This is a genomic window from Asaia sp. SF2.1 (assembly GCF_000505765.1).
GTDB classification, from domain to species: Bacteria; Pseudomonadota; Alphaproteobacteria; order Acetobacterales; family Acetobacteraceae; genus Asaia; species Asaia bogorensis.
In genome coordinates this window covers 76,063-88,204 of the sequence record NZ_AYXS01000001.1, presented here as the reverse complement: position 1 = coordinate 88,204, position 12,142 = coordinate 76,063, and the positions used below count along the sequence as shown (strand labels likewise).

Sequence of the window (12,142 nt, the reverse complement as noted above, 5' to 3'; positions counted from 1 at the left end):
GTGCCGGCAATCGTCGCGCGGGACAACCGGTGTGGCACCCAATTCCATGTCGAGAAGAGTCAGAAGACCGGCCTGACAATCATGGCGAACTTTCTGAGCTGGATGCCGTGACCCGCATTGCCGAGCGCCTGTCGCGCATCGATGACAGTGACATGGCCGCCCTGTGCGAGATCACCACGGCGGCGATCATTGACGGGGGCGGCCTTGGTTGGCTTACGCCGCCCGGGCGGGCCGTGCTCGAGCGCTATTTCAGCGGGCTGCTACTCGTGCCGGAAACCCGGTTTTTCGTCGTGCGCGATGAAACGGGGCAGATACAGGGCTGCGCCCAGCTTGTGCGGCCTTCACGCAATAACGAGGCACAAGCCCAGACGGCGCAGATCAGGGGTTATTTCGTAGCACCCTATATGCGCGGTCGTGGGCTGGGTTATGTTCTGGCCGATGCCGTGATTGCGGCTGCCAGAGCACTGGGCTGCCGCGTGCTGAACTGTGAGGTTCCCGAGACACAGGCCTCCGCGTTGTCCATGTTCCGCTCGCTCGGTTTCGAGCCCTGGGGTACGCACCCCCTTTATGCCCGCAATCACGACGGGGTGGTACGGGGCGTCTTCATGACCCTGCCCCTCTCTCCCGAAAGTGGTGGCGCGAGACAAAAGAAACATTCCGGGAAGGATCATATCGTGGCCAGTACGGACAGCACCCCCCATCGCGCCCTCACCCTCTATCCGGCCATTGATCTGAAGGACGGCGCCTGCGTACGTCTCCGACGCGGCGAGATGGACGACGCCACCGTCTATTCCGATAACCCTGCCGCACAGGCGCGTTCTTTCGCTGAAGCCGGATGTTCACGCCTGCATGTGGTCGATCTCAATGGGGCCTTTGCCGGGAAATCGGCAAACGGTGCCGCGGTAGAGGCGATTATCGCTGCGACCGATCTGCCGGTGCAGCTTGGTGGTGGCATTCGCGATATGGCAGGCATCGCGCGCTGGCTGGAAGCCGGCCTGGACCGGGTCATTCTTGGTTCGGTTGCAGTGAAAAACCCCGGGCTTGTGCGTGAGGCCTGCAAGGCTTTTCCTGGGCGGATTGTCGCGGGCATCGATGCGCGTCAGGGACGTGTCGCGACTGAAGGTTGGGCCGAAGTTTCCGAGCTCAATGCGCGTGACCTTGCCCTGCGGATGCAGGATGCCGGCGTGGCTGCCGTGATCTTCACCGAGATCACACGCGACGGCATGCTCGAAGGGCTGGATCTGGAACAGACGGCTGATCTGGCACGTGTATTGTCCATTCCTGTCATTGCCAGCGGGGGCGTTGGTTCGGCGCAGCATCTGCGTGATTTCCGTGCGATTGCCCAGGAGGTTTCTGGACTCGAGGGCGTGATCGTAGGGCGCGCGCTTTATGACGGGCGTATATCGCTTGAGGAAGCGCTCAGCATTGTCGAGGGGGCCACATGCTGAAGCTGAGGGTTATCCCTTGCCTCGACGTCAAGGATGGCCGCGTGGTCAAGGGCGTCAATTTCGTATCGCTGCGGGATGCAGGAGATCCGGTGGAGCAGGCCGTCGTCTATGACGCGGCAGGGGCCGATGAACTGACGTTTCTGGACATCACGGCAAGCGTCGAGAACCGTGACACGATTTACGATGTGGTCCGTCGCACCGCAGAGCGTGTCTTCTTGCCCCTGACCGTTGGCGGCGGTGTGCGTGCCCCCGAGGATATGCGTAAACTGCTCCTTGCGGGCGCTGACAAATGTGCCGTGAATTCGGCCGCAGTCGTGAACCCGGACCTGATTAATGAGTCAGCCAATCGGTTCGGTAGCCAATGTGTTGTGGTCGCGATTGATGCGCGTTCCAATGGCAAGGGTGGTTGGGAAGTTTATACCAAGGGCGGCAGAGAGCCGACTGGTATAGATGCGGTCGCCTGGGCGCAGGAGGCGCAGGCGCGGGGTGCGGGCGAGATTCTGCTGACAAGCATGGACCGCGATGGAACAGGCAAGGGTTTCGACCTTGACCTTCTGCGTGAGGTTTGCGGCAAGATTACCATTCCGGTCGTCGCATCTGGCGGCGTGGGAGAGCTTGAGCACTTTGTGGAAGGCGCCAGGGCCGGGGCGAGTGGCCTTCTGGCGGCCAGCGTTTTCCATTTTGGCACATTCGGTATTGCGGGGGTCAAGGCAGCGCTTGAAGCTGCGGGACTGCCTGTGAGGCCAGCCAACTAACGCATTCTTTTCACCTTGATTTCAGACGGATGACGATCATGGCGCTTGCCACAAAACGGACGACCCGCAAGACCGGAGGAGGCGCCGGAAAGAAGGGCGTCAAGAACGCTGCGCCCAAGAGTGAGAGCACGAAGAAAGCGCAGGGCAAGAAAAACGCCGTCAAAAAGCCCGTAGCTGATCTGAGCCCGATTGATGCGCAGGTTCTCGATCGTCTGTTCGCAACTGTTGAATCCCGTCGAGGTACCGATCCATCATTGAGCCATTCGGCGCGACTTCTCTCCCGTGGGCGCAAGAAGATTGCCCAGAAGTTTGGTGAAGAAGCTGTCGAGTGTCTTATCGAGGCGGTTGCTGGCAAACCATCAGAGCTCGTCAGTGAAAGTGCGGATGTGCTCTACCATCTCATTGTGATGTGGGTGGACGCTGGCGTGACGCCGCATGATGTATGGCAAGAGTTACGCCGCCGGCAGGCTATGAGCGGTGTTGAGGAAAAGGCCTCACGCCTTGTCGAGCCGGGAGTCTGACCGATGGCTGTTGACTTGCGCCTTCCATACGACCCGCAAAACATCTTCGCGAAGATTTTGCGCGGGGAGATTCCGGTCAAGCCCATCTACGAAGATGACTTTGCCCTCGCCTTTCCGGACATCGCGCCACAAGCCCCCGTGCATGTGCTGATTATTCCCAAGGGACAATATGTCAGTGCGCAGGATTTCGGCTTGCATGCCTCAGCCGCGGAAATTGCCGGGTTTGCGCGAGCGATCTCGAAAGTCGCTGAAGCCCTTGATGTCACCGAGACGGGGTATCGATTGATCAGTAATGCTGGCGGCGATGCGGGGCAGGAAGTACCGCATTATCACGTGCATCTTTTGGCCGGCGAAAAGCTCAGCGCGAAATTAGTTCGCTAGATCCGCATTTTCCCTCTTGCGGGGTTCCGTTCGGTATCATAGAACGCACCTCGCCTCGTCCCATTCGTCTAGAGGCCTAGGACACCGCCCTCTCACGGCGGCAACAGGGGTTCGAATCCCCTATGGGACGCCATTGATAACATTGAGGTTTCTCTGTTATCCACAGGTACCGTAAGTGTTCAAGCGAACACCTACAGATCAAAGGTCGATGTGACCTCCTCCAAATAGCTCGGGTCGAATTTTCGATAGACGTTCCACAGTGTCTTAGGATCTGTCGCCAGCCAATCCGCTGCCTGATCGATCGGCACCTTGTTCATGGCCATCCAGGAAGCCACGCTGTGTTTAAAGTGATGAGGCGTTGGCATCCACGTCAGCCCTGCTCGCTCGCAGAGGCGCTTGAACGACCAGCGCAGCCCGTACGTGACGCGCTTGCTGTTCCACTCCACTACAAAATCGCAGGTTCGCAGACGCGAAGCCTCTTCGAGTTCCTTCCTCAGGGCCGGGGCCATTGGCACGACTGCGCGACGCTTTACCGTGAGACTGCGCCCAGGCTCTTGAAAATCCACACGACCAGAATCGAAATGCACCCGATCCCATGTCAGTGCGAGGATTGAGCCTTTGCGAGCCCCCGTGAACATGGCGAGCGCGAGGAAGATCCGAACATGAGGCGTCTCGCACGCATCGAGCAAGCGGCGGGCCTCTTGCTTGGTGAGGAAGCGATCTCGAGGCGCGCTGTCTCGTGGCACTTCAAGAACAGGCGGCTTTGTTAGATTTCCGTCCTTCCATGATTGGCGCAGCGCGGCGCGCATGACGTTGAATTCCCGCCGTAGCGTGCCGGGAGAAACCGGCTGGGGCTCGTATCCATCCAAACTCTTGCGGCGCGGATTGGGCTTGCGGACCCTGGTCGATGCGTATTCGTTCCATTGCCTCTGGCCCACCTGATCAACGCGCAGGTGGCCCATCTTCTCCTTCAGCGGCACGGTGCATTCGATCAGGCGCTTCATCGCCTCAACCTTGCCCATGCGCGACTTGGCATAGGCGTCCAGTGCCTCGGCAAATGATTGGCGCGAGGGGCGCTTGTGTAGCGCCTCCTCGAAGTCAGCTAGTGCCTGTCGAGCGCGGCGTTCATCCGCATAGCCCGTCGAGGTGCGCCGTCTCTTGCCGCCTTCCCACCAGACAACGCAGTACGCGCCCCGGTATAGCTCGAGAAATGGTCGGTCTGGTCGCTCGCGGGGCATAGATACAGGTCCATATAGGCTTTGAGGGCGTCGGGTTCGATGCGTGTCCCGCGTGGCCGTCTATAGGCTTCGAGACGACCTTCCCTGATCGCCTTGCGCAGTGTCTCGGGGTGATACCCCACGATTGAGGCGGCTGCGTTCACGGTAAGCAGCCGTGGCATTCCCTCACCCATCCGCCCTCTCCTTCCAATGCTCCACAAAGTCGGCATAGATCCCGGCCATGACCTCAGGCGGGGCCTTGAGCGCGGCAAAGACGCTCAGGACCGTGTTGATGGTGCTGTTCTGGCCCTTGATCAGAAAGCCCAGCGTGCTCGTGGAAATCCCTGCTTCCACGGCCACGCTCTCTTGCGACCGGCCTTGCGCGACGATCATCCGCCGCACCCGCTCGCCCAGGAGGCGGTTGAAGGGGGTGGGGTCAGTCATGGGGTGCCCCTTTCATGAAGACGAGCCAATGTGATTTGGCTGTCTTGCCGCATCGATTGCCGAATAAGGGCCGCTCTGGCGTGAGATCGAGGATACGTCCGACAGCAATCTCATGCTCATTCCACTTGAAAATCATCGTACCTCCCGACTTCAGCACTCGGAAACACTCTCGAAACCCGGCACTCAAGTCGTTCTGCCAAGTCTGCCCGAGCTTCCCATATTTCTTCGCAAGCCATCCGGTCTTGCCGTTCCTCACGAGATGCGGAGGGTCGAATACAACCAGATTGAACGAACCGTCAGCGAAGGGCAGATCGCGAAAATCCATCTCTGCATCTGGCGCAATGACTAGCTTCCTTGCCCCGCCTACGCTCGATTTGTCGCGAAGCTCATGAGCCTCCGAGCGTATGTCTCCGAACACCGCTCGGGAGTCTGCCCTGTCAAACCAGAACATCCGACTGCCGCAGCAAGGATCAAGGACGGTTGGCGTGGTCTCACCCATGCTCGCCTCCCTCGCGGATGGCTGCGGCCTCACGCTCGACGCGAGTAGCTATCGACTCCATGATGACAGGCCCATCCCCTGAGAGGAACCGTCCCCAGTCACGGGCAAGGTGCTTCACAAATTCCTCGAAAGCGTTTGCAGTCTTAATGCGCTCCGCAGCTACGAGTGCGGCGGCATAGTCCAAAGCCTTGGCGAGCGGCACCAACGGTTCAGTCTCGCGGCTCAAGCCTTCACGGTTATCAGAGTCCCCAATATGAACCGGGAACCTCGGCGACAGTGTCAGGCGCTCTGACACGATCAGGGCCGTTTCATCATTCAGCAGCTTATGGTGATAGGCCGTTGGTTCGATGATCATAGCTGATCTCCCTCGCTGAGGGCTGCGGCGCGCCGCTGGGCCGCCTTCAGTTCATCCCGCGCATTCGCTTGACGCCCGTTTTCAAGCCACGTCAGCGCGTTAGCTGCGGCATCACTCCACGCCTTATTCTCCCCCTCCAGCTCCTTCACCCGAGCCTCAAGCGCGGTGACGTTGGCGGTGTCCTTCTCAAGAAAGAAAATGCGCTCAGATACGTCATTCAATGCGTTCTGGAAGCCATACACATTTGACCACTCAACTTCTTCCCCGAGAACAGTTTCAGCCATTTTCCGAATGAAATCTTCTGCCTCATCGCGCTCAGCTATTATTTTCTCAAATTCTGGCTCATCCTTCCGGCGCTGCTCTGCCGCGCCTCGGGCCTCGGCTTCTAGTATGTTCCGAGTGATGATGCTTGCCGATGTAACGTTCAGTGCGTCTGCATCGGGGAAATGGAAAAGCTGGCACATGCGGGCCACCTGCGCCTCCCGCGTCCGAAACTCCGCGCTCTCCGGCTTCTGTTCGTGGGTCATCCCCGTCTCTCCCCTGCGCTCCGGCCCTTCACGGCCTCCTGCGCTTGTTCCTGCGCCGCTATCCGGTCGCGAATTGCATCCTGTGCCGCCTGCTCTCTCGTCAGGCGGTCCGCTATTTCCTCGTCGCCGGGGTCAGTCATGCGCACACCTGTTCGAGCATCTCAAAATAGATCCGCTTGCAGGCCCGAACATCGACCAGCGCGTCATGAGCGCCGTCCAATTCTTCGCCGTAGAAATGGCGGATACACTCGGCTAGGCTTGGCGCCTTGGGCTTGTCACCATACCCTGCAGCAATCATCCGCTCGGTCGGGGGCAGGTTCACGATCGGTGAGGCGTTCATCATCGTGCAGGCCTGCCGCTCGGGCAGCTTCCAGCCTCGCCCAGCGCGCGCGAACATCGTGCCGACAATCTGCCGGTCAAACTTGATGTTGTGCGCTACGATCGTATCGGCAGCGCAGCACAGATCATACATCGCCCCGGCGGCCACCACTTCGCGGATACCGTATCGGCTCGCCTTCTCTGTCGTGATGCCATGCACCCGGGCGGCACCCTCGGGGATTACCCATCCGTCAGGCTTGATGATGACGCTCAACTGCGCCTGCTCTTCGCCTCGATCGTCCGTCAGGATGGCCGCTAGCTGAACGACATGCGGCTGGTCCTCGTGGTTGGTGGGGAGGCCATAATTCGGCAGGCCGGTGGTTTCAGTGTCGAAGAAGAGGATGCTCACGCCATTTCCTCCCGCACAAAGCTCAATGCTTCCGCCCGCTGAGCGGCAGCCTGTACGAGGCGTATCCGATCATCAGGCGAGGCATTCTCAAGTCTGGCCAATGTCGCCTTGTAACTATCGGAGCCGGTCTCAGCTTCCAGCGCCTCGATCGTCTCGCAGGCATTGATCCTCTGGATCCGCTGATCAACGAATTGGGCTGGCGTCATACGGCGCGGCGCAGCCTGTTCAGCCTTTGGCTCTGCCGCCTCAACCTTTAGTGGCTTGACCGTGTAGAGCTTCTTGCTCCCCTTCGTGACCTGCAGGGCCATAGGCATGTCTTTTTCGAGCCCGCTCATGTGGCTGATGCGGATGCCGCCAACCATGATCCCGCCAAACTTCACGGCAGCATCGCGAAAGAGCGTCATCGACTTTCCGACATAATCGGCACCGTCTTTGCCCCAGACATTCACCAGCACGCGCCTCATGGACTTGCATGGATAAAACGGCTTGCCGTTGCAATCCTTGTAGAAGATGGCAATCGGCTGATCTGTGTTGCCCTCTTTGACAGCCTGAATCGTGACAGTAATCGGTCCCCCAAGCAGATCGTCAGCATTCAACTGATCTGACTTGGCGATGATGGTTTTCGATAGATCGACCATTACAGAATGATCTCCAATTCTTCGCGGCGCTCGGTGTCGAAGAACCGCGCCTTGTTTGATTTGATGGCGTTCTCGTATTCGGCGTGCTGGCGACGGATCTCCGTCTCTGCCTCGCGCGCTGCGTCGAGTAAGACCGCCTGAAATTCCGGATCCGGATAGACGCGCATGACCATCATCTTGCCCCCGCCCATGGCCGGGTAGCTGATAAAATCGAGCCACTTGCGCCCCGTGACCATGAGACCGGTCTGGATCTGGGCCATGTATTCGCTCGGCACTTCTAGGCTGATGATCGTCCTGAGTTGCAGGCCGGACAGGCGCGACTTGCACTCGATCAGCCCGTCATCGCCTACGAGGCCGTCCGGTGAGTATCCGATGATCACACCGCCGAAATCCTCGGTGATGAAACCGACTTCCTCGACCGGCGCGATCTCCTGCGAGTATTTCAGCTTGGCTTCCATCTCGTCCTCATGGCCGCGTTCAAGCGTTCGGCTCGACATGGAAGGATCAGCCAGGCCGGTTATGCGCTGGGCCAGAAGGTCAGAGACAACGCGGCGCGAATGATCGTTCTTTGCCGCCTTGCCTGTGCTTGTCAGTATCTTGCCGATGATGCTGGCCGTGATGATGCCACAGCGGGCCTGCAACCACTCGTCCGAGCCTTGCTCAAGGTCGCGATAGATTTTCACGCCCCCTCTCCCTTCGCCTTGGCGAGCGCGGCGCGGGCTTTGGCGAACGAGTCAGGCGCAAACCCTCGCTCTTCCAGGTCATCGGCGTTCAGAGCTTCGCGGTCGGCGCACGAGGTCGCTGAAACGAGCAGTTCCCTTGCGTCGGCGTATAATTCCTTCAAAGCCTCTGCCAGTTCCGGCGATGTAGCGATCAGGCGGGCGTTTGCTTGAGACTGCTCATCGTCGAGCAATGTGAATTTCATTGCCATTGCATGTGCAGCTATGGAGCCTTCAGACCCAATAAACAGGCCGCCCGTTGATGTCTGCCTCCACGGCCCCGGCGTCCACTTCCCGCTCATGAGCGTTCCCCCCATAATTCGGAAATCATCCGTCGATCTGCCGCAACCCGCTGAGCTTCCCACTGCTGGATCAGGCTCTTGCGGAGCGGCGTCGCATCGAGCCCCCAGGCTTCGTTGCGTAGGTGCTTGAGGATTGCGTTCGCCTTGGCGAGGTCGTGCTGTGCAGGCGTCATTGTGCGGCCTCCCGTTCGTCGCAGCGCTTGCCAAGCATGAACTGCTGCTCGTCCAGTTCGCGCAGAACCTCCCAGTCCTGATCGTCCTTTGCGAGGGCTTCGAGACGATCGGCAGCGCGCGCCAGAACGTCGCGAGCGCCTTTGAGCAGGTCGAGCGGCAGAACGATATCGTCCTGCCAGACGGTGATGCGTTCGTGCTTCATCACCCTGCCCTCTGCTCAAGCACAGCACGGTTCGGCAGCGCCTCACCAAGGCGGCAGAACAGGCAATCAAGCTCGTCCGTATCGAACGCACCCCGGTCATTCACGCGGGAGAGCTTGGCGTTCACCTGCTGCTCTGTGCGCGTAATCAGTTCGCGGATTTCCTCGGCAATTTCCGCGTCCTGGCTTACTGCCGCCTGATAGTTGCTCATCGCACTGGCGCGATAATACGGGCTGCGGGTATCACTGCTCTGGAACTGCATTCCGTCTGGATATGCCATCTTCTCTCTCCATCACTGGAAACACTGGCCGGAAACCCGGCTTGTTCGGCCCCGGCGTACCGGGGTCGCGTCAAGCGGGGTCAGAGATAGCGGTCCAAGTATTCGATGATTTCCGAGACGGTGAATTGTCCGATTGCGTCCGAAGATTCTACGAGATCGGTCAGGTATTCGTGGGTCTGTCTCGCCCTATCGATACCCACATCGCGCCAAGTGTTTCGCGATGACACAAAGAAAGCATGGTCGAATTCGTAGTCTTTCCTATCGTCGCTCATCACTTCGCCCCCTGCGCTTCGGCGATCAGGCGCGGCTTTCTGCGGGCTTCCTGTGCCAGCCGAACGGCCATGCGGTTGATGCCCTTGCGCGTCATCTTGAAATCAAGAACGACATGTTCTTCGTGCGTGATTTTGTTCGTGAAGATGCGCGACGTAAGGACCGTGTAGCCCTGCTCGCGGCCATAATGCGTCGGCTTGAGCTTGTTGCTCTCACGGCAAGCCCAGCCCCACTGAACAACCAGATCTGCGACCTTGGTCTGACCGATCTCCAAATGGCGGCCTACATCGCGAACGCCCATAGGCTCGGCATTCATGGCGCTCATCTGGTCCAGCGCCTCGGCCTTGGGTTCCGTCACTTCAAGACGCTGACGCTGTTCCTCGACCTGTTCGGTCAGATCGGCAGCAAGGCGCAGCGCCTCGGCCTTGGTCTGGGGAACATAGAAGTCATGGGAGGCGATTGGAGCGGACGCCGCAGCTTCAAGCTGAAGCCAGCGATCGATGATCTTCTTCCGCTTCTCTACATCGTAGCCTGTTACAAGGGTGTAAGTCAGTGAACGATCAAGATGGATGATCGAAATCATCCCGCGAGTGTTGCGTTCCCATTTGAAGGGATGCTCTTGGTCAGCCCCCCAATTGGGGGAACCCCCGAAACCCTCCTGAATAGCGCTCAGAATTGAGTCGGCATTTTCGCGGATAAATTCAGAGTGCCGATTGCGCTTGTGGTCTGGAATGCGGCGCTCGACCTCTTCGGCTCCATAGACGCCCACAAGCATCGTCTTGATATCGCGGATAACATGGTCATGCCGCTTCCCCGTCAACTCCGCAATCTCGCGGCTCGACATGGTCAGTGCGGAAAAGGCGTCTGTGATTGTCGGATCGTTTGCCATCTGGCTCCCCATCGGTGTCTGTGGGGAGACTATGTGCTATCACATCACATTGCGTCAATCATTAAATGTGCTCCAAGATCACTTTTCTCAACGCGTATATCGTCGTTTCCGGCGAGTGCTTAAAAAAAGGTCAGGAATGAAAACTTGATGTTCTGGTTTCGTTCCGCAATGGTGAACGAACGATTAAGCCAGCCGGAACACGATGAAGCTAAGCAGCGCCGCTATCTCTGCCGTCTATCTCCGTCCCGAATTTGGACACAAGAAAGCCCAGTGCTTTCCGTTCGTCCGCAGACATAGCGCGCCATGCGCGGACGAGGGCGATCTCTGTAGGGTCTTCAATGATACGGCTTCCCGGCTTGAGCACAGGAACGCTCTTACCCGTGCGGAGAAAGTCCAGGGTCACGTCATACAGATCAGCAAGGGCGCACATCTTATCCCACGTTGAGGGGATGCTCTTGCTCTCCATCTTCGAAAGGTAAGAACGCTCAATGCCGGTTGCCGCAGACACTTCGGCCTGCCCCAGCCCTGAGGCGTCTCTTAGCCGACGCAATCTTGTTCCCATATCTTCCATCATTCCGGGACGGTGCCAGAGGCCAACAAAGAATGTGTGATCTGTCAGCACTTTCCGCTTGACCTTCTTTGTGATGTGAGAGCACATATCATGCATGACACCAAAGCAGCTACGCATCGTAGCCGGGGGGGCGCTGAAGATTTCGCAAGCCCTTGGCCTGAAGTCTCATTCATCGGTCATCCGGTGGAAGCAAATCCCTTTGCAGCACTGCCCGCGTCTTGAGGCGGCTTTTGGTGTCCCTCGCCACAGATTGCGCCCGGATGTGTTCGGGCCACTCCCACAGAAGGACGCCACCCAATGAACGAGACCCGACGAATTGCCCTCGAATTCGCGATGCGGCTGGATACGACCCACCCAGCTACGGCGCTGGAATGCGCCCGTAAGTTCGAGGCGTATCTCGTAGATGAGAACGATCGCGGCATCCTGAAGGAAAGCCGGGACACCGCGCAGGAAAAACGCCTTCTGGTGATTTGCGATCGCGTGTGGTTGGCTCCCATCACACAAGCCTCCTGCCTGATGATTGAGACCTGCTCGCCGTTCGTTTCATCCAGGGGCTTTTATGGCGAACTACTCTTTGGCGATCAGACATACGTCGCCCATTTCGAATTTGCCGGAGGCTGCATAAAGAAAGGGTCGCCTTTCACGTCAATGCACTTCCGAGCCACGAAACTAACCTCGGTGCCGACTGGATACCAATCTTTACCAGTTCCGAAGTTAGTTCTTTCAGGCCCTGATCTCCCAGGGAGCGCAGAGCATGTTTGATTTTGCTTTTCTCTTCTTCGGTAGCATCGGACGTATCGACCTTATTGCACAGAAGCGCTTTGAGGGTTTCGGTTTCAAATCGGACTGTGATCGTGCTCGAGTGAGCTGTAAGACCACCATCCTCCGTCAGGTAATCCAGACCTTTAGCGGTCAGAGTTACGCCGCCCCAGTTCCATATCTGGTCCATGGATTTCCGGTTGTAGCTCGACACAAAGCCATGATCGGCAAGGTATGCGATCGCTTCAAACAATATCGGATCTGGCAAGTCGGCAAAGATGTCTTTGGCGCTCACATAGTTGAGGCCGTGCGGCTCGAGGATCGTGAGAACCTTAGTCCAGTGCTCTCGCGTAAGGGTTTGGCTCATAAGGATTCATCCTCTGGTTGTGCAGATGGTGAAAGCGCGGGGGAGCTTCCGACTCCCCCGTGCACTGATGATGCGCTTCCGTTGAACCACGCTGCAACC

General features: G+C 58.4%; 21 protein-coding genes, 1 tRNA gene and 1 pseudogene. 6 read left to right on the top strand and 17 right to left on the bottom strand.

Annotation, left to right across the window (positions count from 1 at the left end; translation table 11 throughout):
* The 6 genes and pseudogenes from P792_RS38115 to P792_RS21125 form a co-directional block, all read left to right on the top strand.
* Positions 1–111 (top strand): annotated as a pseudogene (locus P792_RS38115) (imidazole glycerol phosphate synthase subunit HisH); the annotation flags it as partial.
* Between the two features lie 41 nt (positions 112–152).
* Positions 153–1,448 carry a 1-(5-phosphoribosyl)-5-[(5-phosphoribosylamino)methylideneamino]imidazole-4-carboxamide isomerase gene (gene hisA, locus P792_RS21140; protein ID WP_081866806.1) on the top strand — a complete coding sequence of 432 codons (1,296 nt, stop codon included), beginning with the start codon at positions 153–155 and terminating at the stop codon, positions 1,446–1,448.
* A complete protein-coding gene (hisF, locus tag P792_RS21135; protein ID WP_023977239.1) occupies positions 1,442–2,203 on the top strand; it encodes an imidazole glycerol phosphate synthase subunit HisF in 762 nt (253 codons plus the stop codon). Before hisA ends, hisF begins: the two co-directional genes overlap by 7 nt.
* 38 nt (positions 2,204–2,241) lie before the next feature.
* Positions 2,242–2,724 carry a phosphoribosyl-ATP diphosphatase gene (locus P792_RS0117565; protein ID WP_023977238.1) on the top strand — a complete coding sequence of 161 codons (483 nt, stop codon included), beginning with the start codon at positions 2,242–2,244 and terminating at the stop codon, positions 2,722–2,724.
* A 3-nt stretch (positions 2,725–2,727) separates the two neighbouring features.
* On the top strand, positions 2,728–3,105 hold the full coding sequence (locus tag P792_RS21130) for a histidine triad nucleotide-binding protein (protein ID WP_023977237.1): 378 nt from the start codon (positions 2,728–2,730) through the stop codon (positions 3,103–3,105).
* A 57-nt stretch (positions 3,106–3,162) separates the two neighbouring features.
* Positions 3,163–3,238 (top strand) — tRNA-Glu (locus P792_RS21125).
* A gap of 58 nt (positions 3,239–3,296) precedes the next feature.
* Here the strand turns inward: P792_RS21125 and P792_RS35710 are convergent.
* The 17 genes from P792_RS35710 to P792_RS35690 all read right to left on the bottom strand — a co-directional run bounded on the left by P792_RS35710 (position 3,297) and on the right by P792_RS35690 (position 12,043).
* Positions 3,297–4,109, bottom strand: coding sequence for a site-specific integrase (locus P792_RS35710; protein WP_161630792.1), 813 nt, complete (start codon positions 4,107–4,109; stop codon positions 3,297–3,299).
* 98 nt (positions 4,110–4,207) lie between these two features.
* Positions 4,208–4,516, bottom strand: coding sequence for a helix-turn-helix domain-containing protein (locus P792_RS36870; protein WP_031239843.1), 309 nt, complete (start codon positions 4,514–4,516; stop codon positions 4,208–4,210).
* Positions 4,509–4,766: a helix-turn-helix domain-containing protein gene (locus P792_RS21115; protein WP_023977234.1), complete on the bottom strand. Its 258-nt coding sequence runs from the start codon at positions 4,764–4,766 to the stop codon at positions 4,509–4,511. The genes P792_RS36870 and P792_RS21115 overlap by 8 nt, the downstream gene beginning before the upstream one ends.
* Positions 4,759–5,091 (bottom strand): class I SAM-dependent methyltransferase, encoded by a 333-nt coding sequence (locus P792_RS21110; RefSeq protein WP_235075356.1) that lies wholly within the window; start codon positions 5,089–5,091, stop codon positions 4,759–4,761. Before P792_RS21110 ends, P792_RS21115 begins: the two co-directional genes overlap by 8 nt.
* A gap of 166 nt (positions 5,092–5,257) precedes the next feature.
* On the bottom strand, positions 5,258–5,620 hold the full coding sequence (locus tag P792_RS21105; RefSeq protein WP_023977232.1) for a hypothetical protein: 363 nt from the start codon (positions 5,618–5,620) through the stop codon (positions 5,258–5,260).
* On the bottom strand, positions 5,617–6,147 hold the full coding sequence (locus P792_RS21100) for a hypothetical protein (RefSeq protein ID WP_023977231.1): 531 nt from the start codon (positions 6,145–6,147) through the stop codon (positions 5,617–5,619). The genes P792_RS21105 and P792_RS21100 overlap by 4 nt, the downstream gene beginning before the upstream one ends.
* Positions 6,144–6,287, bottom strand: coding sequence for a hypothetical protein (locus tag P792_RS37250; RefSeq protein WP_023977230.1), 144 nt, complete (start codon positions 6,285–6,287; stop codon positions 6,144–6,146). The genes P792_RS21100 and P792_RS37250 overlap by 4 nt, the downstream gene beginning before the upstream one ends.
* Positions 6,284–6,874 carry a 3'-5' exonuclease gene (locus P792_RS21095; RefSeq protein ID WP_023977229.1) on the bottom strand — a complete coding sequence of 197 codons (591 nt, stop codon included), beginning with the start codon at positions 6,872–6,874 and terminating at the stop codon, positions 6,284–6,286. The genes P792_RS37250 and P792_RS21095 overlap by 4 nt, the downstream gene beginning before the upstream one ends.
* Complete coding sequence (locus P792_RS35705; protein ID WP_023977228.1) at positions 6,871–7,512, bottom strand: hypothetical protein; 642 nt, start codon at positions 7,510–7,512, stop codon at positions 6,871–6,873. Before P792_RS35705 ends, P792_RS21095 begins: the two co-directional genes overlap by 4 nt.
* Positions 7,512–8,195 carry a lambda exonuclease family protein gene (locus P792_RS21090; RefSeq protein WP_023977227.1) on the bottom strand — a complete coding sequence of 228 codons (684 nt, stop codon included), beginning with the start codon at positions 8,193–8,195 and terminating at the stop codon, positions 7,512–7,514. The genes P792_RS35705 and P792_RS21090 overlap by 1 nt, the downstream gene beginning before the upstream one ends.
* The gene (locus tag P792_RS21085; RefSeq protein ID WP_161630791.1) at positions 8,192–8,437 is read right to left on the bottom strand and encodes a hypothetical protein; all 246 of its coding nucleotides are present in this window, start codon (positions 8,435–8,437) and stop codon (positions 8,192–8,194) included. The genes P792_RS21090 and P792_RS21085 overlap by 4 nt, the downstream gene beginning before the upstream one ends.
* A gap of 92 nt (positions 8,438–8,529) precedes the next feature.
* The gene (locus tag P792_RS37245) at positions 8,530–8,706 is read right to left on the bottom strand and encodes a hypothetical protein (protein WP_023977225.1); all 177 of its coding nucleotides are present in this window, start codon (positions 8,704–8,706) and stop codon (positions 8,530–8,532) included.
* Positions 8,703–8,909 (bottom strand): hypothetical protein, encoded by a 207-nt coding sequence (locus P792_RS21080; RefSeq protein ID WP_023977224.1) that lies wholly within the window; start codon positions 8,907–8,909, stop codon positions 8,703–8,705. The genes P792_RS37245 and P792_RS21080 overlap by 4 nt, the downstream gene beginning before the upstream one ends.
* The gene (locus P792_RS21075; protein WP_152530097.1) at positions 8,909–9,187 is read right to left on the bottom strand and encodes a hypothetical protein; all 279 of its coding nucleotides are present in this window, start codon (positions 9,185–9,187) and stop codon (positions 8,909–8,911) included. The genes P792_RS21080 and P792_RS21075 overlap by 1 nt, the downstream gene beginning before the upstream one ends.
* A 271-nt stretch (positions 9,188–9,458) precedes the next feature.
* Complete coding sequence (locus P792_RS35700) at positions 9,459–10,346, bottom strand: Rha family transcriptional regulator (protein WP_235075355.1); 888 nt, start codon at positions 10,344–10,346, stop codon at positions 9,459–9,461.
* 208 nt (positions 10,347–10,554) lie between these two features.
* Positions 10,555–10,920 (bottom strand): helix-turn-helix domain-containing protein, encoded by a 366-nt coding sequence (locus P792_RS35695; RefSeq protein WP_161630790.1) that lies wholly within the window; start codon positions 10,918–10,920, stop codon positions 10,555–10,557.
* Between the two features lie 637 nt (positions 10,921–11,557).
* Entirely contained in the window at positions 11,558–12,043 is a 486-nt protein-coding gene (locus tag P792_RS35690; protein WP_051395759.1) for a hypothetical protein, read from the bottom strand.
* Positions 12,044–12,142: the final 99 nt, after the last annotated feature.